The sequence below is a fragment of the Streptomyces sp. NPDC052109 genome (genome assembly GCF_040680195.1).
Taxonomy (GTDB): Bacteria; Actinomycetota; Actinomycetes; order Streptomycetales; family Streptomycetaceae; genus Streptomyces.
On record NZ_JBFAWF010000007.1, the window covers coordinates 125,575 to 142,132 of the forward strand.

At 70.7% G+C, this 16,558-nt stretch carries 19 protein-coding genes; 6 read left to right on the forward strand and 13 right to left on the reverse strand.

What is annotated here, in order from left to right:
• Positions 1-99 precede the first annotated feature (99 nt).
• Entirely contained in the window at positions 100-1,656 is a 1,557-nt protein-coding gene (locus AB0L59_RS17005) for an MFS transporter (RefSeq protein ID WP_365583841.1), read from the forward strand.
• Between the two features lie 187 nt (positions 1,657-1,843).
• Positions 1,844-2,746, forward strand: a complete 903-nt coding sequence (locus AB0L59_RS17010) for an NmrA family NAD(P)-binding protein (protein WP_365583844.1) — start codon at positions 1,844-1,846, stop codon at positions 2,744-2,746.
• 157 nt (positions 2,747-2,903) lie between these two features.
• Here AB0L59_RS17010 and AB0L59_RS17015 read toward each other — a convergent pair whose 3' ends face one another.
• Positions 2,904-3,203 (reverse strand): hypothetical protein, encoded by a 300-nt coding sequence (locus AB0L59_RS17015; protein WP_365583847.1) that lies wholly within the window; start codon positions 3,201-3,203, stop codon positions 2,904-2,906.
• 30 nt (positions 3,204-3,233) lie between these two features.
• Between AB0L59_RS17015 and AB0L59_RS17020 the strand changes: the two genes are divergently transcribed.
• From AB0L59_RS17020 to AB0L59_RS17030, 3 genes are all read left to right on the forward strand, one after another.
• On the forward strand, positions 3,234-3,485 hold the full coding sequence (locus tag AB0L59_RS17020; protein ID WP_365583850.1) for a hypothetical protein: 252 nt from the start codon (positions 3,234-3,236) through the stop codon (positions 3,483-3,485).
• 206 nt (positions 3,486-3,691) lie between these two features.
• The gene (locus AB0L59_RS17025; RefSeq protein ID WP_365583853.1) at positions 3,692-3,895 is read left to right on the forward strand and encodes a hypothetical protein; all 204 of its coding nucleotides are present in this window, start codon (positions 3,692-3,694) and stop codon (positions 3,893-3,895) included.
• Positions 3,896-4,034: 139 nt separating this feature from the next.
• Entirely contained in the window at positions 4,035-4,697 is a 663-nt protein-coding gene (locus AB0L59_RS17030; RefSeq protein WP_365583856.1) for a YceI family protein, read from the forward strand.
• A 59-nt stretch (positions 4,698-4,756) separates the two neighbouring features.
• On the opposite strand, the gene AB0L59_RS17035 is transcribed toward AB0L59_RS17030, so the two are convergent.
• The 6 genes from AB0L59_RS17035 to rpsB form a co-directional block, all read right to left on the reverse strand.
• Entirely contained in the window at positions 4,757-5,203 is a 447-nt protein-coding gene (locus AB0L59_RS17035; protein ID WP_365583858.1) for an SRPBCC family protein, read from the reverse strand.
• Between the two features lie 126 nt (positions 5,204-5,329).
• Positions 5,330-6,463 (reverse strand): phosphatidate cytidylyltransferase, encoded by a 1,134-nt coding sequence (locus AB0L59_RS17040; protein WP_365583861.1) that lies wholly within the window; start codon positions 6,461-6,463, stop codon positions 5,330-5,332.
• Complete coding sequence (gene frr, locus AB0L59_RS17045) at positions 6,463-7,020, reverse strand: ribosome recycling factor (RefSeq protein WP_365583864.1); 558 nt, start codon at positions 7,018-7,020, stop codon at positions 6,463-6,465. The genes AB0L59_RS17040 and frr overlap by 1 nt, the downstream gene beginning before the upstream one ends.
• A gap of 176 nt (positions 7,021-7,196) precedes the next feature.
• On the reverse strand, positions 7,197-7,955 hold the full coding sequence (gene pyrH, locus AB0L59_RS17050; RefSeq protein ID WP_365583867.1) for a UMP kinase: 759 nt from the start codon (positions 7,953-7,955) through the stop codon (positions 7,197-7,199).
• 201 nt (positions 7,956-8,156) lie between these two features.
• The gene (tsf, locus tag AB0L59_RS17055) at positions 8,157-8,993 is read right to left on the reverse strand and encodes a translation elongation factor Ts (RefSeq protein ID WP_365583869.1); all 837 of its coding nucleotides are present in this window, start codon (positions 8,991-8,993) and stop codon (positions 8,157-8,159) included.
• Between the two features lie 184 nt (positions 8,994-9,177).
• The gene (gene rpsB / locus AB0L59_RS17060; protein WP_365583871.1) at positions 9,178-10,074 is read right to left on the reverse strand and encodes a 30S ribosomal protein S2; all 897 of its coding nucleotides are present in this window, start codon (positions 10,072-10,074) and stop codon (positions 9,178-9,180) included.
• 273 nt (positions 10,075-10,347) lie between these two features.
• Between rpsB and AB0L59_RS17065 the strand changes: the two genes are divergently transcribed.
• Positions 10,348-10,944: a M23 family metallopeptidase gene (locus tag AB0L59_RS17065; RefSeq protein WP_365583874.1), complete on the forward strand. Its 597-nt coding sequence runs from the start codon at positions 10,348-10,350 to the stop codon at positions 10,942-10,944.
• Positions 10,945-11,089: 145 nt separating this feature from the next.
• On the opposite strand, the gene AB0L59_RS17070 is transcribed toward AB0L59_RS17065, so the two are convergent.
• From AB0L59_RS17070 to AB0L59_RS17095, 6 genes are all read right to left on the reverse strand, one after another.
• Positions 11,090-11,647, reverse strand: a complete 558-nt coding sequence (locus tag AB0L59_RS17070; protein ID WP_365584365.1) for a helix-turn-helix domain-containing protein — start codon at positions 11,645-11,647, stop codon at positions 11,090-11,092.
• 127 nt (positions 11,648-11,774) lie between these two features.
• The gene (gene whiG, locus AB0L59_RS17075; RefSeq protein WP_365583876.1) at positions 11,775-12,617 is read right to left on the reverse strand and encodes an RNA polymerase sigma factor WhiG; all 843 of its coding nucleotides are present in this window, start codon (positions 12,615-12,617) and stop codon (positions 11,775-11,777) included.
• A gap of 331 nt (positions 12,618-12,948) precedes the next feature.
• Complete coding sequence (gene dprA / locus AB0L59_RS17080) at positions 12,949-14,109, reverse strand: DNA-processing protein DprA (RefSeq protein WP_365583879.1); 1,161 nt, start codon at positions 14,107-14,109, stop codon at positions 12,949-12,951.
• Positions 14,106-15,731, reverse strand: a complete 1,626-nt coding sequence (locus AB0L59_RS17085; protein WP_365583881.1) for a YifB family Mg chelatase-like AAA ATPase — start codon at positions 15,729-15,731, stop codon at positions 14,106-14,108. The genes dprA and AB0L59_RS17085 overlap by 4 nt, the downstream gene beginning before the upstream one ends.
• On the reverse strand, positions 15,732-16,097 hold the full coding sequence (locus AB0L59_RS17090; protein WP_365583884.1) for a YraN family protein: 366 nt from the start codon (positions 16,095-16,097) through the stop codon (positions 15,732-15,734).
• Positions 16,098-16,209: 112 nt separating this feature from the next.
• Positions 16,210-16,518, reverse strand: a complete 309-nt coding sequence (locus AB0L59_RS17095) for a DUF2469 domain-containing protein (RefSeq protein WP_003965949.1) — start codon at positions 16,516-16,518, stop codon at positions 16,210-16,212.
• Positions 16,519-16,558 lie beyond the last annotated feature (40 nt).

The following is a 16,558-nucleotide window of genomic DNA, read 5'->3' on the forward strand; positions in this document are numbered from 1 at the left end:
CCCTCGCAGAACCACCGACATCACTGGAGGCCCCCTGTGGCATCACCACCCACCGATTCCTCGACTTCCGCTGCGTCCACGCTGCCTGCCCAGCGACGGATGGTCTCCGAAGCGGTCCACCGCCGACGCTGGGTCATCCTGACCGTGCTTGCGTGCAGCCTCCTGGTGGTGATGCTGGACAACTCGATCCTCAACGTGGCGATGAAGACCATCGCCCAGCCTGCTCCCACCGGACTCGGCTCCACCCAGAGCCAGCTGGAGTGGGCGGTCAACTCCTACACGCTGGTCTTCGCCGGACTGCTCTTCACCGCCGGGCTGCTCGGTGACCGCCTCGGCCGCAAGAAGGTGCTGCTCTTCGGCATGGCCGTGTTCGGTGTGGGATCCGTGCTCTCCGCGCTGTCGGACTCCTCAGGGCAGCTCATCACCTTCCGCGCCGTGATGGGCTTCGGCGGCGCCTTCATCCTGCCCGCCACCCTCGCGATCATCATGAACGTCTTCGAGCCCGCGGAGCAGCCCAAGGCCATCGGCATCTGGACCGGTGTGGTCGGATTCGCCATAGCCGCCGGCCCCATCGCGGGCGGCGTACTGCTGGAGCACTTCTGGTGGGGCTCGGTCTTCCTGGTCAACGTGCCGATCGTGGTCGCCGCGGTGGTCGCGATGGCGGCGATCGTCCCCGACTCCAAGGACCCCAGGCCCGGCAGGCTCGACCCGGTCGGCGTGCTGCTGTCGATCGTCGGTCTGGCGGTGCTGGTCTACGGCATCATCAAGGGCGGCCAGCTGGGCGACTTCACCCGGCCCGAGGCGTGGGCGACGATCCTGGGCGGCCTGGCGGTCCTCGCCGGTTTCGTGGTGTACGAGGCCCGCAGCGACCATCCGGCCCTCGACGTCACCTACTTCCGCACCCGGCGGTTCTCCGCCTCCGTCGCCGCCATCGGCCTGGTCTTCTTCGCCCTCATGGGCGTCACGTTCTTCTCCGTCTTCTACAACCAGAGCGTGCGCGGCTACAGCGTCCTGCAGTCCGGTCTGCTCGTGCTGCCCCTGGCCACCTCCCAGATGTTCCTCGCCCCGCGGGCCCGGCTGGTCGTCAACCGCTTCGGTGCCCGCGCCGTCTGCGCCGCCGGCCTCGTCCTGACCGCAGTGGCCTTCGCCGGCTTCTTGCTGCTCGGCCAGGACACCCCCATCTGGGTGCTGGAAGTGCTGTTCTTCCTGATGGGCGCGGGGATGGCCCATGTGATGCCACCCGCCACCGTCATGATCATGTCGTCGCTGCCGCGGGAGAAGGCCGGCTCGGGATCCGCGGTCAACAACACCTTCCGGCAGGTCGGCGGGGCCATGGGCGTCGCCGTACTGGGGTCGCTGCTGTCCACCACCTACCGCAACGGCATCAGCGGCCACCTGGGCGTACTACCCGCCACCGACCGGCACGCCGCAGGTGAATCCGTCCAGGCGACCCTTGCCGTCGCCGAGAAGCTGGGACCGGCCGGCAGGGCGCTGGTGCAGCCCGCGCACGACGCCTTCATCCACGCCATGCACATCACCGCCGTGGGGTCGGCGGCCGTCGCCCTGGTCGGCGCGGCCGTCGTGCTGCTCTTCCTGCCGGGCAAGGGCGCCGCAGTGGCCGCAGGCGGCGGGAAGTCCCGGCGCCAGACCGTCTGAGGCCCCCGGTGATCACGAACCGTCCCGCGACACACCGGAGACGACCGCCCGGCGGGGACGTCCCCGCAGCGGCGCCGCCGTGGACACCGCGTCATCGAGTCCGCGCTGCGGCCGCTCGCCGACAGCTCCACTGACGCTCCGACCACACCTCAACCAGCTATTCCATTGCTCCAAGAGAGATCGACTGATGATTGCCGACAACCTTGTTCTCATCCCCGGTGCCGGCGGCGTGGGCCGCACGGTCTTCGAACAGCTGCACGCTCGGGATGTGCCGGTGCGTTTCATGGTCCGCCGCGAGGACGAGCGCTCGGCTGAGCTGCGGGCACTCGGTGCGGAGGTCGTCATCGGCGACCTGACCCGGCCCGAGACGGTAGCGGCCGCGCTGCAGGGCGTGACGCGCATGTACTTCGCGATGCGCGTGTCGCCGGACCACCTGCTGGCGGCGACCGTGGTGGCCTCCGTCGCCAAGGAGTACGGGAAGCTGGAGGCCCTGGTCGACCTGTCGCAGATGACGGTGTCACAGATGACCGCCACCAGTACCGAGGAGTCGCACCAGCAGCGCCTGCACTGGCTGGCCGAGCAGGTCTTCGATTGGTCGGGCCTGCCCGTCGTGCACATCCGGCCGACGGCGTTCCTGGACACTCCCCTCTTCACCACGATGGCCGCGCGTTCGATTCAGGAGAGCGGCACGATCGCGCTGCCGTTCGGCACCGGACGCACCTCTCCGGTCGCCGTGGACGACGTCGCCCGGGTCATCGCGACCGTGCTGCGCGATCCGGCTCCGCACGTCGGACGGGTCTACGAGCTGACCGGGCCGCGCTCGGTCGACATGACGGAGCTGGCCGCAGAATTCTCTTCGGCGCTGGGCCGTCCGGTGTCCTACGTGGACGTGCCGCTGGAGCGGTGGGAGGCCCAGCTCCCGAAGCTGGGGATGCCACCGCACCTTCAACAGCACGTCGCCACCATGGCCCGGCTGCACCGGGCCAACCGCTACGACCGTACGGCCGACGACGTCGAGCGCGTGACGGGCGTCCCCGCACAGTCGATCGAGGCGTTCGTGGCCGCCCGCAAGGACTTCTACCTGGGCTGAGCCGTACTCCTGGACGCCAGGGGCGACGTCTGCCCGGCTCCGCCCGGGTCGACGGCGGGCAGGATGGGGGCCGGGTACGTCGGGTGCTCGACCGGGATGCCCACCGGGATGGCTAACGCTGTCGACGCGGATTCGAGCCGCCGGACCGCCCGAACCGTCACGCCGCGTCGAAGTCCGACCGGGGCCGGACGTCCACGACGAAGTCCGCGTCCTTGAGGTCGCCCTCCTCGTCGTGCCAGAGGAAGAGCCGCACGTGCATCGCGTGGTGGAGGCCGGTCCTCTCCCACTCGGTCATCAGGTCGGCGACGATGCGACCGATGGCGTGCTTGGCTCCCTCGGCCGAGTCGGGTGCGACGATCGCGCCCTGCCACCGGTCGGGGTCGCTGCCGTAGGGGCGCCAGCCCTCGGAGCCGTGCGGCTCGAACACCCGGTACGCCCAGTCCGTATTGGTGTTCATAACACCAATCCTGTCACCGCAAGGAGCCTCATGCGCCGCATCGGATCGACGCCCGCCGAGCGCGGGTCGGTCGGAGCGAACAACTGCCCCGACGTCTTCGAGATGGAGGACGGCGACTACTTCGTCATCGGCAAGGTCGTCATGGCGGACCAGGCGCCGGACGCCGAGGAGCTGCGCCGGCTCGGTGCCTCCATCGGCACCGACGAGCTGGCCGTCATCGTGCCGCGCGACTGCATGCTGGCCGCCGCGAAGCAGCTCGTGGCCGAAGGCGTCGTCGGGTAGAAACCCGCCTCGACGCATCTGCGGGTGCGTTCACGGCAGTGAGGGCGTACCGCGAACGTGAGGTGGCAGCAGTGCGGCGGCCGACGGGCTGCTGCCCCGAAACCCGTGCTCCGCGAAGTCCGTCCGCCCGCCGGCCGGCCGCCGAGCAACGCCGTGTCGTGCCGTGGCTGCCCGCCCGGGTTCTCGCGGTCCGTGCAGCACCGATCGTGGGTCTGACTGAGGATGCGCTCGACTTCGACGGCAGCATCGTTCGGGTGGTCCGGCAGGTGAAGCTGATCGGGGGCAGCGCCGTCGCTCCTCATAGCAAGGGGATCCGGACCGTCCTCGGCACCTTCGGCCCGGGGATTCTCGGCCTGCTCGTCGTGGTGGGCCGCCTCACCGGCCACGAGGACCCGCGTGGCCGTCGCTGAGCACCTCGGCCCGCGCCGGGTCCTGCCACCGCCGCAGATCCGTGGGCGGTCGGTCAGCTGTGAAGACCTGCTGACGAACGGTCGGGTTTCCTGGTCGGCCCTTGTCCCGGCCCGTGACCCTGCCGTAACCACATGATCCATGAACCTTTTCGGCCGCAACTCCTTCCACCGGCGCGGGCCGCAGTCCGCCGCTCCCGTGGCGAGCGCCGCCCCGGTGGCCCGTACCCGTGCCACCGCCACCGCCGTCCTGCCCGATCCCGAGCTGGCGGGCCTCACCGGCGAGTGGCTGATCGATCCCGCGCACAGCAGGATCGGGTTCTCCGTACGGCACGCGATGGTGACGACGGTGCGCGGCGCCTTCACGGAGTACGAGAGCCGCCTGTACTTCGACGGCCGCGACCCGGCCGGCTCCCGGGCCGACATCGTGCTGTACACCGCAAGCGTCGACACCGGCGTCGAGCAGCGCGACGCCCACCTGATCGGACGTCAGTTCCTGGACGCCGGGGCACACCCGCGGATGACCTTCACCAGCACCGCCGTGGACCTGGCGGGCAAGGACGTCTACCGGATGACCGGCGATCTCACCATCAAGGACACCACCCGCCCGGTCGTCCTGGAGCTCACCTACATCGGTCATGTCACCGACGCGTTCGGCGACGAGCGGGTCGGCTTCGACGGCACCACCACCATCAACCGCTCCGAGTGGGGGCTGAGCTACGACGCCCGGCTGGCCCAGGGCGGGGCCATGGTGAGCGAGACGGTCCGGCTCCAGTTCGACATCGCGGCGATCCGGGCCACCTGAGGCCCGCCGCCGGCCGGGCGCTGACGTGCCTGCGCGTGGCATGGCTACGCGTGGCATGGCTACGCGGTGGCGTGCTCCAGCCGCTCCTTGAGCAGCCGCTCGTTCTCCGGCAGTTCCCTGCGGACCTGGGGGCGTACGACGAGCGGCAGCAGCAGCCTGCCGATGCCGTGGGCCTCGAAGTCCAGGTCCACGGTGACGCGGGTGCGGCCGTCCGGGAGCGGGGTGACCTCGCCGTGCACCCGGCCGCGCACGGCGCCGTCGATTCCGCGTACGCTCCAGGCGTGCGGCGGCTCGAACTCGGTGACCTGCATGACCATCGGCATGTCCCGCCCGCGGACGATCCGCGTGACCCTGATCCGGGAGCCGAGCCCGAAGGGGCCGTCGTCCATCTCCTCGACGGAGACCGCGCTCCTCTGCCACTCCGGCAGATGAGCGGGGTCGCTGAGGTACGCCCAGACCTCACCGGGGCTCCGGTCGACCTCGATCACTTCGTGGAAGGCGGACATGACGCCCTCCTTTTCCGGACAGAGGGCTTACCTCCAGAATCGTCCCACCGCGGCGACCGCACGACCACATGCCGACGGCCCCCGCCCCGGGCCGGGACAAGGGCCGCGAGCGGTGCGAGACGCCACTCACGCGGAGCCGACGAACACCACCAGCAGCAGCCAGACCACCGGAGCCGTCGGGAGCAGGGAGTCCAGGCGGTCCATGATGCCGCCGTGGCCGGGGAGCAAGGTGCCCATGTCCTTGATGCCGAGGTCGCGCTTGATCATGGACTCGCCGAGGTCGCCCAGCGTGGCGCTGGCCGCGACCGCGAGGCCCAGCAGCAGGCCCTGCCACCAACTGCCGTCGTCGATCAGGAACTGCATGCACAGCGCGCCCGCGGCCATCGCGAACAGCACCGCGCCCACCAGGCCCTCACGGGTCTTGCCGGGGCTGATCCGCGGGGCCAGCTTGTGCCTGCCGAAACGCCAGCCGACCGCGTACGCGCCGGTGTCGCTGACGACCGTCAGGAGGAGGAACGTCAGGACACGCCACGGACCGTCCTGCGCCGTCAGCATCATCGCGACGAACGTGGCCAGGAACGGCACGTAGAACGCCGCGAAGACGCCCGCCGTGACGTCCCTGAGATAGCCCTCCGGTGACTCCGTCATCCGCCACACCAGGGCCGCCAGCGCCGTCAACGCCATGGCGACCCAGGCGCCCTCGGCGCCCCTGACGTAACCGGCGACCACCATCGCCGCACCGCCGACCGCGAGCGGCACCAGCGGTGCCCTGATGCCCTTGCGCTCCCGCAGCCGGCTGGTCAGCTCCCACAGGCCCACGACGACGGCCACCGCGACCACGCCGACGAAGACGGCCTTCTCGATGAACAGGGACGCGATGATCACCACACCGAGCCCGATGCCGACGCCTATGGCCGCGCTCAGGTCACGGCCCGCGCTCTTCTTCTGCGGCGCTGGCGCCGGCTGCTGGGCGTCGGGCATGGGCTCCGGATTCTGGTTCTCGGCCGGGACTGTGCGGGCCGGCGGGGGCCCGGGGCGGAACTCGTCCTGGAACAGGGCGCCACTCGGCCGAGCGGTCCCCCGGTCGCCGTCCTGGTCTCCGCCGTACGCGGGTGCGTCGGGCACGATGGGCATGGGGCGAGTGTGCTGCGCCTCAGGCGCATCGTACGCGGGACCCGCCGGGGCAGGCCCACCCGCGGTGGGCCCCCAGTAGCCGGCCTGCCCCGCCGTGGGCGGCGCCCCCCAGGAAGAGTCGCTCATCAGACTTCGAGCAGTTCCGCTTCCTTGTGCTTCAGGAGCTCGTCCACCTGAGCGACGTACTTCGCCGTGGTGTCGTCCAGCTCCTTCTCCGCACGGCGGCCCTCGTCCTCGCCGACCTCACCGTCCTTGATCAGCTTGTCGATGCTGTCCTTGGCCTTGCGGCGCACGGAGCGGATGGACACCCGCGCGTCCTCGGCCTTGCCCTTGGCGACCTTGATGTAGTCGCGGCGGCGCTCCTCGGTGAGCTCGGGGAACACCACCCGGATGATGTTGCCGTCGTTGCTGGGGTTGACGCCCAGGTCGGAGTCGCGGATGGCCTGCTCGATGTTGCGCAGCGCGCTCTTGTCGAACGGGGTCACGACCGCCATGCGCGGCTCCGGCACGGAGAACGAGGCCAGCTGGTTGATCGGCGTCGGGGCACCGTAGTAGTCGGCCACGATCTTGTTGAACATCGCCGGGTGCGCACGGCCGGTGCGGATCGCGGCGAAGTCCTCCTTGGCGACCACGACGGCCTTCTCCATCTTCTCCTCGGCCTCGAGGAGGGTCTCTTCGATCACCACTTGCTCCTGCGTGTCTTGAGTAAGGCCCGGCTGCGGTTCCTGAAGTCGGTCGGCGGCCGGCTGCGTCGCGTCTTATTCCTGCACGGTTCCCGACCGGCAGGACATTGTCCATCCCCCGGCCAGGGTCCGGCCCCCTCACAGGGCCGCACAGCACCGGCCGGGTTGCTGCCGGGTCAGCCCCGGCCGGCCTGGTCACCCACCAGCGTGCCGATCTTCTCACCCTTGACCGCGCGGGCGATATTGCCCTCCGCGAGAAGCTCGAAGACGAGGATCGGAAGCTTGTTGTCACGGCACAGCGTGATGGCGGTGGCGTCGGCGACCTTGAGGTCGCGGGTGATGACCTCGCCGTAGCCCAGGGCGTCGAACTTCACGGCGTCCGGGTTGGCCTTCGGGTCGGAGTCGTAGACCCCGTCCACGCCGTTCTTGCCCATGAGCAGCGCCTCGGCGTCGATCTCCAGGGCGCGCTGGGCGGCGGTGGTGTCGGTGGAGAAGTACGGCATGCCCATACCGGCGCCGAAGATGACCACACGGCCCTTCTCCAGGTGGCGCACGGCGCGCAGCGGGATGTACGGCTCCGCGACCTGGCCCATGGTGATGGCGGTCTGCACCCGGCTGTCGATGCCCTCCTTCTCCAGGAAGTCCTGGAGGGCGAGGCAGTTCATCACGGTGCCGAGCATGCCCATGTAGTCGGAGCGGGCGCGGTCCATGCCGCGCTGCTGCAGTTCGGCGCCGCGGAAGAAGTTGCCGCCGCCGATGACGACCGCGACCTGCGCCCCGTCACGGACGACGGCCGCGATCTCGCGGGCGATCTTGTGCACCACGTCCGGGTCCACGCCCAGGCCCCCGCCACCGGAGAACGCCTCTCCGGACAGCTTCAGCAGAAACCGGCCGCGTACTTTGCCGTCGTCGCTCTTCTGGGCCTTGGTGGTCATGGATCCCGCCTCTTTCACGTGTTGCACATACGAAGAAGGCCATTGCCGGTGGGGTCGCTTTTCGCTCCCATGCGCGGCAATGGCCTCCTCGTCAGATCTGCTGCCGTCCGCCCCACACCCGGGTGTGGCGGTGTGCGCGGACGACTGCTGTCGACCCTATCGGGATTTCTCCGCGGGTCGCGCGTCGATCGCGATACCGGCTCAGATGCCGACCTTGATGCGCGAGAAGCGCTTCAGGGTGACACCGGCCTCGTCCAGCACCTTCTGGACCGACTTCTTGTTGTCCAGCGCGTACGGCTGGCCGAGCAGCGTGGCGTCCTTGAAGAAGCCGTTGAGGCGACCCTCGACGATCTTGGCGATCGCGGCCTCGGGCTTGCCCTCGGCGCGGGTGGTCTCCTCGGCGATGCGGCGCTCGGACTCGACGACCTCGGCCGGGACGTCCTCCTTGGCGAGGTACTTCGGCGCGAAGGCGGCGATGTGCTGGGCGACGCCCTTGGCGACCTCGGCGTTCGGCTTGTCGAGCTCGACCAGGACACCGATCTGCGGGGGCAGGTCGGGCATGGTGCGGTGCATGTAGGCGAGCACGAAGCCGTCGGCGAACTGCGCGAAGCGGTCCAGGACGATCTTCTCGCCGAGGTTGGCGTTGGCCTCGTCCACGAACGCCTGGACGGTCTTGCCGGGCTCGATCTCGGAGGCGAGCAGGGCGTCGAGGTCGGCCGGGGAGGTCGCCGCGACGTGCTCGGCGATCTTGTTGGCGACGGCCTGGAACTTCTCGCCCTTGGCGACGAAGTCGGTCTCGCACTTCAGCTCGACCAGGACGCCGGAGGAGTTGTCGTCGGCGATGATGGAGACCACGGCGCCGTTCTCGGCGGAGCGGCCCTCGCGCTTGGCGACGCCCTTCTGGCCCTTGATGCGCAGCGCCTCGACGGCCTTCTCGACGTTGCCCTCGGCCTCGTCCAGCGCCTTCTTGCAGTCCATCATGCCGGCGCCGGTGAGCTCACGGAGCTTCTTGACGTCGGCGGCGGTGTAGTTCGCCATGAGTCTGTGAGTCTTTCTCGAAGTCTGGAAGATCTTCAGATCAGCACGGTGTGCGCTCCCCACATGTGAACGCAGGGCGCCCACGGCGCGCCGACCTACGGGTGAACGGCGGGGGCGGACTTCACCGCGCGGAGGTGCCGGCGGCTCAGCACCGCCCCCGCCGTCGAACGCTGACGGACCGGCGTCAGGCCTGCTCGCCCTCGGCGGCCTTCTCCTCGGCCGGAGCGGCCTCGGCGGCCGGAGCGGCCTCAGCAGCCGGAGCGGCCTCAGCAGCCGGAGCGGCCTCGGCGGCCGGGGCCTCGTCCTTCTTCTCACCCTCGAGCAGGTCGCGCTCCCACTCGGCGAGCGGCTCGCCCGCGGCCTTCTCGCCCTTGTCACCGGTGGCGACGCGGGAGCGGGAGATGAGGCCCTCGGCGACGGCGTCGGCGATCACACGGGTGAGCAGGGTGACGGAGCGGATCGCGTCGTCGTTGCCCGGGATCTTGTAGTCGACCTCGTCGGGGTCGCAGTTGGTGTCGAGGATCGCGACGACCGGGATGTTCAGCTTCCGGGCCTCGCCGACGGCGATGTGCTCCTTCTTGGTGTCCACGATCCAGACGGCGCTCGGCACCTTCTGCATCTCGCGGATACCACCGAGGGTCTTCTCCAGCTTGGCCTTCTCGCGCGAGAGCACGAGAAGCTCCTTCTTGGTCAGACCGGACGCGGCGACGTCCTCGAAGTCGATCTGCTCGAGCTCCTTCAGGCGCTGCAGGCGCTTGTAGACGGTCGAGAAGTTGGTGAGCATGCCGCCCAGCCAGCGCTGGTTGACGTAGGGCATGCCGACGCGGGTGGCCTGCTCGGCGATGGCCTCCTGCGCCTGCTTCTTCGTGCCGACGAACATGACCGTGCCGCCGTGGGCCACGGTCTCCTTGACGAACTCGTAGGCGCGGTCGATGTACGACAGCGACTGGAGCAGGTCGATGATGTAGATGCCGTTGCGCTCGGTGAAGATGAAGCGCTTCATCTTCGGGTTCCAGCGACGGGTCTGGTGACCGAAGTGGACGCCGCTCTCCAGCAGCTCCCGCATCGTGACGACGGCCATGGCCGTATCTCCTTGAGTGTCTCGGTTGTGCCGCGGATGCCGGACGGCTCCCGCGCCTGACGCCCGCGACGCGCCTTGCCGCGAAGGACCGAGAGGCGCTGACACCGACCGCTTGACGGACCGGTGTCGGGGCGTGCGAAGTCGACCCGGTGACCCGGATCGCCAGAAGAAGTGTACGGGACGGCCGGGGCACCGGGTGACGCCGCTGTCCACAACCGGGCCGTGGTCCACAGACTCCCGCCCTGATCGGTGGGGGTGCGGGACGGTTGCCACATGCGACGAGCGATGCGATACGCCCCGGTGTGCCTGGTCCTGCTGCCGACTCTGGCGGTGACGCTACTGCCCCTGCTCGCCCTGGTGGCCCCGTGGGCCTGGGCGGACCCTCCCCCGGTCCCCGCACCCCCCGCTCAGGTCCTGGTCCCGGCCGTCGCGCGCACCTGGCCGGTGGGTATCCGGCCATGGGTGACACGGGGCTGGGAGCCACCGGCGACGGTGTACGGCCCGGCGCACCGGGGCGCGGACCTGGCAGCGCCGGCCGGTTCCCCGGTACGGGCGGTCGCCCCGGGCCGGGTGTCCTTCGCGGGCCGCGTGGCGGGGCACGGAGTCGTCTCGGTCGAGCTGACGGGCACGGATCTTCGTACGACGTACGAGCCGGTGCGTCCGTCGGTGCGCAGAGGTGCCGAGGTGAAGACCGGGGAGGTGGTGGGGACGCTGGAGCCGACGAGGTTCCACTGCCCCGTCACCTGCCTCCACTGGGGCCTGCGCCGGGGGAAGGCCTACCTGGACCCGCTGTCCCTGCTCCCGCCCTGGCTCCTGCACAGGGGGCCGCCGAGGCTGCTGCCGGTGCTCGGGGTACCGATGCCGGGGTAGCCGCGGAAGGACTCAGGCTGGGGACACACCGGGCTGGTCGCGCAGTCCGGCACGGCCCTGGGGAACCGCGGTGTCGCCGGCTTCGCGGCACCGCGGTGGCACCGTCCGGCGAGCAGCGCCCGCGCCGCCGCGCCAGAGCCGGCGGTCAGCCCTTCACACCCCGCAGCGCCATGGCCACAGCGGCGTCCGTCACCACCGCAGGATCCTCCGCCGCCCCCAGCTCGATGCGGCGCACCGCCGCATCCACGACCCCCTGCAGCAGCATCGCCGCCAGCCGGGGCTGCTCATGGCCCATCTCCCCGAGCGCCTCGACGACCATCGCGACCAGCCCGCCGTGCGCCGCGCGGATCTTCTCCCGCGCCCCGGCGTCCAGCTCACTGGCGGAGATGGCGACGACCGCCCGGTGCCGGCGGTCCCCGACCAGCGCCAGCTGCTGCCGCACATACGCCTCGACCTTGTCGTCGGCGGACCCGGCCCGCTCCATCGCGGCGGCCACCTCCGCCGCCCAGAGCGGAAAGTCGACCTCGCAGAGTTCCTCGACCACGGCGGCCCGCGAACGGAAGTACTCGTACACGGACGACCGGGCCAGCCCGGTCCGCTCGGCCAGTGCGGGAAACGTCAGCGCTTCGGTCCCGCCCTCGGACAGCAGAGACCGAGCCGCGTCCAGCAGGGCGGCTCGCTGCATCGACCGGTGCTCGGCCACGGAGGCCGCTCGAATCCTTGGCACGTCAACCACTTTACGGACGCCCCCACCCGAACGGGAGCCACTCGCCCACCGTGCCGTCTCACCACGACGCCGCCTCACCGTCGCGGCCCCGCACCGCCGCCCGTCAGCGCCCGAAGCTCGCCAGCTTGGCCCGCAGCTGCAGCACCGACTTCGTGTGGATCTGGCTGACCCGGCTCTCGGTGACCCCGAGGACGTTGCCGATCTCGGCGAGAGTGAGCCCTTCGTAGTAGTACAGCGTGACCACGGTCTTCTCCCGCTCGGGCAGCGTGTTGATCGCCCGGGCGAGAAATCTTCGCAGCTCTCTGTCCTCGGCCACCTCCACCGGATTGTCCGCGGCGGTGTCCTCCAGGGTGTCCATGAGGCTGAGCCGGTCCCCGCCCTCGCTGCCGACATGCAGCAGCTCCTCCAGCGCGACCACGTTGGCCAGCGACAACTGACTGAACACCGCATGGAGTTCGTCGACCTCCATGCCCAGCTCGACGGCGACCTCGCTCTCGGTCGGGGTGCGCCTCAGCCGCGCCTCGAGCGTGGCGTAGGCCCGCTCCACGTTCCGCGCCTTCTGCCGGACCGACCGCGGGATCCAGTCCAGCGCCCGCAGCTCGTCGATCATCGCGCCCCGGATCCGGGTGATCGCGTACGTCTCGAACTTGATCTCCCGGTCGATGTCGAACTTCTCGATCGCGTCGATCAGCCCGAAGACGCCGGAGGAGACGAAGTCGGCCTGGTCCACGTTGGGCGGCAGACCGACGCTGACCCGGCCCGCGACGTATTTCACGAGCGGCGAGTAGTGCAGGATCAGCTGCTCCCGCAGCCGGTCGTCCCCCGTCGCCTTGTACGACCGCCACAGCTCGTCGAGCGTCGAGGGAGCGGGCGGCCGCACGCTGCCACCGTCGCGGGCGGCTGGGGGGATCGCCGCCCGGTCGGACCCGGAGGTGTGCTGGGGCATTCGTCGCCTTGTGCCGTTCTGCCGTGAAGTGCTGTGAAGTGCTGTGAAGTACTGCGAGGTGAGGGGGGCTGGGGTTCGTGGGGTGAAGTGGGCTACCTGGGTGAGCTGTCGGTCTGGTGTCGAGTTGGCGCATTCTGCGTCGACGTCTTCGTGAGCGTAGCGTGACTGAGGTGTCGCGGTGTGCGAACACCGAGGCTCCACCCGTGCGCGGGGCGCTCCGGCCGGGCTCGCGCGCGGGTTCCGCGGCTCGCTCTGCGTGACCGGCCGAAGCGTCAACTCCGGGAAACATCAAGGGCGTCGGGCGTTCCCCCGGACGGCCGAACACGCTCGGTCAGCACGGACCGTGACCGGTGCGGACCGACATCATGGCCTGGCGTGTCAACTTCCAGCCGTCGCCGTGTCGTTCGACGTAACCAAGTGCTCGGAGTTCGTACAGTTTCGCGATCGCCTGGTCCGGAGTGGTCGGCGCGCCGAGAGCGATCTCCTGGACGGTGGCCGTACGGTTGCCGGGCAGGGCGGCGAGCACGGCCCGTGCGTCGGGTTCCAGCAGGTCACGCGGGAGGACAGGGCCCCGGCGGGCCGGCGCCAGCTCACCCATGTCACCCACCAGTTCGACGACTTCCGCCGCATCGGTGACCACAGTCGCCTCTCCCCGCAGCAGTTCGTGCACGCCGGCGGAGAGTGCGCTGGTGACGGGGCCGGGTACGCCCATGGTGAACCGCCCGAGGCGCCCCGCGGCCCGCGCGGTGGCCAGGGAGCCGCTGCGGCAGGCGGCCTCCACGACGACTGTTCCCCGGGTCAGGGCGGCGATGACGCGGTTGCGGAGGATGAAGCGGCTGGGTGTCGGATGGTCGCCCGGGGGCAACTCGCCCACCACCAGTCCCTGTTCCGCGATCCTGCCGATCAGAGCGGCGTGGCCGCGGGGGTAGGGCCGGTCGACGCCGCACGCCAGGACGGCGACGGTGGCTCCGCGGGCGGCGAGGGCGCCTCTGTGGGCGGCGCCGTCGACGCCGTAGGCGCCGCCCGACACCACCACCCAGCCCCGCTCGGCGAGTCCTGCGGCGAAGGTGCCGGCGACATGGGCGCCGTACTCGGTGCAGGCCCGGGCGCCCACCACGGCCACCGACCTGAGCGCCCACATCCGCAGGCTGGGCCGGCCGCGCACCCACAGTCCCAGGGGCCGCGCATCCCCGAGGTCGTCGAGCTGCCCGGGCCACTCGGCATCCCCGGGTCCCACGAACCGCGCCCCGGCCTTCCCGGCCGTCGCGAGATCCCGCTCCGGCTCGGCCCGCCGGGCCCGCGCGACGAGCCCGCCCCACCGCGCCTCGCTCACCCCCGGCAGCGCTTCGGCCCCGTCCCTCAATCTCCGCACCACCTCCGCCACCCCGAACTCCCGAACCCACCGCCCACCGACTTCGTCCCCCGGCTCGATCACCCGGCAGAGAAAGACCCGTCCGAGCAGCTCGTCTCCGCAGTCCTCGCCCCCGGTCACGTCAGCGCCCCGATGGCCATCGGCACCCCTCGGGGGACTCCGGTGCGCAGTTGCAGGGCCAGGGCGACGTCGGTCGCGTCCGGGCGGTCATGCCCGGTGAGGTCGGCGACCGTCCAGGCGACGCGCAGGACCCGGTCGATACCGCGGGCGGTGAGGACGCCCCGCTCGAGGTTGCGTTCGGCCTCGTCCATCGCGCCGGCCACGGGGTGGTAACGGCTGCGCAGTTCCCGCCCGGGGACCTCGCCGTTGGTACGCCAGGGGGTTCCGGCCAGGCGGGCTGTCGTTCGCTCGCGGGCCTGCCGGACCCGCTCGGCGACGGTCGCCGTGGGCTCGCCGCGGGCGTCGGGGTCGGTGAGCTGGGCCCTGGTGACCGGATCGACCTCGACACGCAGGTCCACCCGGTCCAGCAGTGGGCCGGAGAGCCGGGACTGGTAGCGGCGGATCGCCGACGGCGGGCAGTCGCACAGGAAGTCGCGTTGCGAGAAGCGTCCGCAGGGGCAGGGGTTGGCTGCCAGCACCATCAGGAAGCGTGCCGGGAACCGGACGACACCCGCGCTGCGCGCGATCACGACGTGTCCCGACTCCAGGGGCTGTCGCAGGGCGTCCAGGGTCTGGCTGTGGAACTCCGGCGCCTCGTCCAGGAACAGCACGCCTCGATGCGCGAGGGAGACCGCGCCGGGCCGGGCGATCCCGGGGCCTCCGCCGACGAGCGACTGCATCGTGGCGGAGTGGTGCGGTGCGCAGTAGGGAGCGACGTTGATGAGCGGTTTGCCCGGCGGCAGCAGTCCGGCGACCGAGTGCACCGCGGTGACCTCCAGTGACTCCGCCCGGGTGAGCGGGGGCAGGACGGCGGGCAGGCGCTCGGCGAGCATGGTCTTGCCCGCTCCGGGCGGCCCTTCGAGGAACAGGTGGTGCCCGCCGGCGGCGGCCACCTCCACAGCCGTGCGGGCAGAGGTCTGGCCGACGACGTCCGCGAGGTCGTGCTCGTGTTCGTGCTGGGCGGCGCCGACGCTGTGCATGCCGGTGGCCGCGCCCGTGCCTGGCACGCGCAGTCCGGCGAGCAGCGGGTCCGGACGCCCTTGCCCGTCGGGTTCCTCCTCGGGGACGGGCTCCTCGGTGAGGACCGCGATGAGCTGCCGCAGGCTGCGCACCCCGAGGACCGAGACGCCGGGCACCAGCGAGGCCTCGGCGGCGGCGCACTCGGGCACGACCACTTGCTCGTAGCCGGCGTCGGCCGCGGCGAGTACGGCCGGAAGGATGCCGCGGACCGGTCGGACCCGTCCGTCCAGGCCCAGCTCCCCGATCATGACGATGTCCGCGAGGACCCGCGGATCGATCCGTTCGGCGGCACCCAGCACCGCGCAGGCGACGGCCAGGTCGAAACCGGAGCCGGCTTTGGGCACCGACGCCGGGCTCAGTCCGACGGTGAGCTTCTTCGACGGCCATGCCGCGCCCGAGTTCACCACCGCCGCCCGGACCCGGTCCCGGCTTTCCGTCAGGCTCTTGTCCGGGAGGCCGACCAGGGTGAAGGCCGCGACGCCGGGCTCCAGGTCGGCCTGGACCTCGACGACCACACCCTCCACGCCGACGAGGGCCACGGAACATGTGCGGGCGAATCCCATTCAGGCCACCCCCCGCGCGTGCTCGACGGACGGGGCGCCGCGGTGGGGCAGCAGGACGCCCACCAGATCGATGCGGACACCGCCCGGCGGTGCCCCTCCGTGGGTCTGGATCCAGTGTTCGGCGAGGGCGCGCAGCCTGGCCGCCTTCTCGGGGGTCACCGCGGCCATCGGGTGTTCGTAGCCGCCGCCCCTGCGGGTCTTCACCTCGCAGACGACCAGCGTGTTCCCGTCCTGGGCCACGATGTCGATCTCGCCGGAGCGGCCCCAGCGCCAGTTGCGCTGCAGGACCGTCATCCCGGCCTCGGCGAGCCGCCGGGCGGCCAGATCCTCGCCGTACCTGCCAAGTGCACTGCGTGCGTTGCTCATGTCGGCACCACCTCCGGCGCCAACCGTCACGCGTTCCCGGCCAAGTTGTTGATCTTGGTGTGCTACTCAGCGGTTGTGGAAAACTCGGTCACCCCCACGAGCACAAGGGTCATCACCCGCCCGGAAGCTCCAGGTCGCTCTTGTTCAGCTCCTCGATGTTCACGTCCTTGAACGTGAGGACCCGGACTTGCTTCACGAAGCGCGCCGGCCGGTACATGTCCCAGACCCAGGCGTCAGCCATCGACACCTCGAAGAACACCTCGCCCTGGACCGAGTGCACCTGCATCTCGTAGTCATTGGTGAGGTAGAAACGCCGCTCGGTCTCGATCACGTATTTGAACAGACCGACGACATCTCGGTACTCCCGGTAGAGCTTCAGCTCCATCTCGGTCTCGTACTTCTCGAGGTCCTCGGCGCTCATGGCATGTTCCCCTTCAGCCGTGCGATCCCACCATTGTGCG

Excerpts from the sequence above, each read along its gene's own strand:
- rpsB (WP_365583871.1), bottom strand. The coding sequence starts at position 10,074 with ATGGCCGTCGTCACGATGCGGGAGCTGCTGGAGAGCGGCGTCCACTTC.
- AB0L59_RS17030 (WP_365583856.1), top strand. The coding sequence starts at position 4,035 with ATGAACCTTTTCGGCCGCAACTCCTTCCACCGGCGCGGGCCGCAGTCC.
- whiG (WP_365583876.1), bottom strand. The coding sequence starts at position 12,617 with ATGCCCCAGCACACCTCCGGGTCCGACCGGGCGGCGATCCCCCCAGCC.
- AB0L59_RS17040 (WP_365583861.1), bottom strand. The coding sequence starts at position 6,463 with ATGAGCGACTCTTCCTGGGGGGCGCCGCCCACGGCGGGGCAGGCCGGC.
- AB0L59_RS17090 (WP_365583884.1), bottom strand. The coding sequence starts at position 16,097 with ATGAGCAACGCACGCAGTGCACTTGGCAGGTACGGCGAGGATCTGGCC.
- AB0L59_RS17020 (WP_365583850.1), top strand. The coding sequence starts at position 3,234 with ATGCGCCGCATCGGATCGACGCCCGCCGAGCGCGGGTCGGTCGGAGCG.
- AB0L59_RS17085 (WP_365583881.1), bottom strand. The coding sequence starts at position 15,731 with ATGGGATTCGCCCGCACATGTTCCGTGGCCCTCGTCGGCGTGGAGGGT.
- AB0L59_RS17035 (WP_365583858.1), bottom strand. The coding sequence starts at position 5,203 with ATGTCCGCCTTCCACGAAGTGATCGAGGTCGACCGGAGCCCCGGTGAG.
- AB0L59_RS17095 (WP_003965949.1), bottom strand. The coding sequence starts at position 16,518 with ATGAGCGCCGAGGACCTCGAGAAGTACGAGACCGAGATGGAGCTGAAG.
- pyrH (WP_365583867.1), bottom strand. The coding sequence starts at position 7,955 with ATGACCACCAAGGCCCAGAAGAGCGACGACGGCAAAGTACGCGGCCGG.
- tsf (WP_365583869.1), bottom strand. The coding sequence starts at position 8,993 with ATGGCGAACTACACCGCCGCCGACGTCAAGAAGCTCCGTGAGCTCACC.
- AB0L59_RS17010 (WP_365583844.1), top strand. The coding sequence starts at position 1,844 with ATGATTGCCGACAACCTTGTTCTCATCCCCGGTGCCGGCGGCGTGGGC.
- AB0L59_RS17065 (WP_365583874.1), top strand. The coding sequence starts at position 10,348 with ATGCGACGAGCGATGCGATACGCCCCGGTGTGCCTGGTCCTGCTGCCG.
- AB0L59_RS17005 (WP_365583841.1), top strand. The coding sequence starts at position 100 with ATGGTCTCCGAAGCGGTCCACCGCCGACGCTGGGTCATCCTGACCGTG.
- AB0L59_RS17015 (WP_365583847.1), bottom strand. The coding sequence starts at position 3,203 with ATGAACACCAATACGGACTGGGCGTACCGGGTGTTCGAGCCGCACGGC.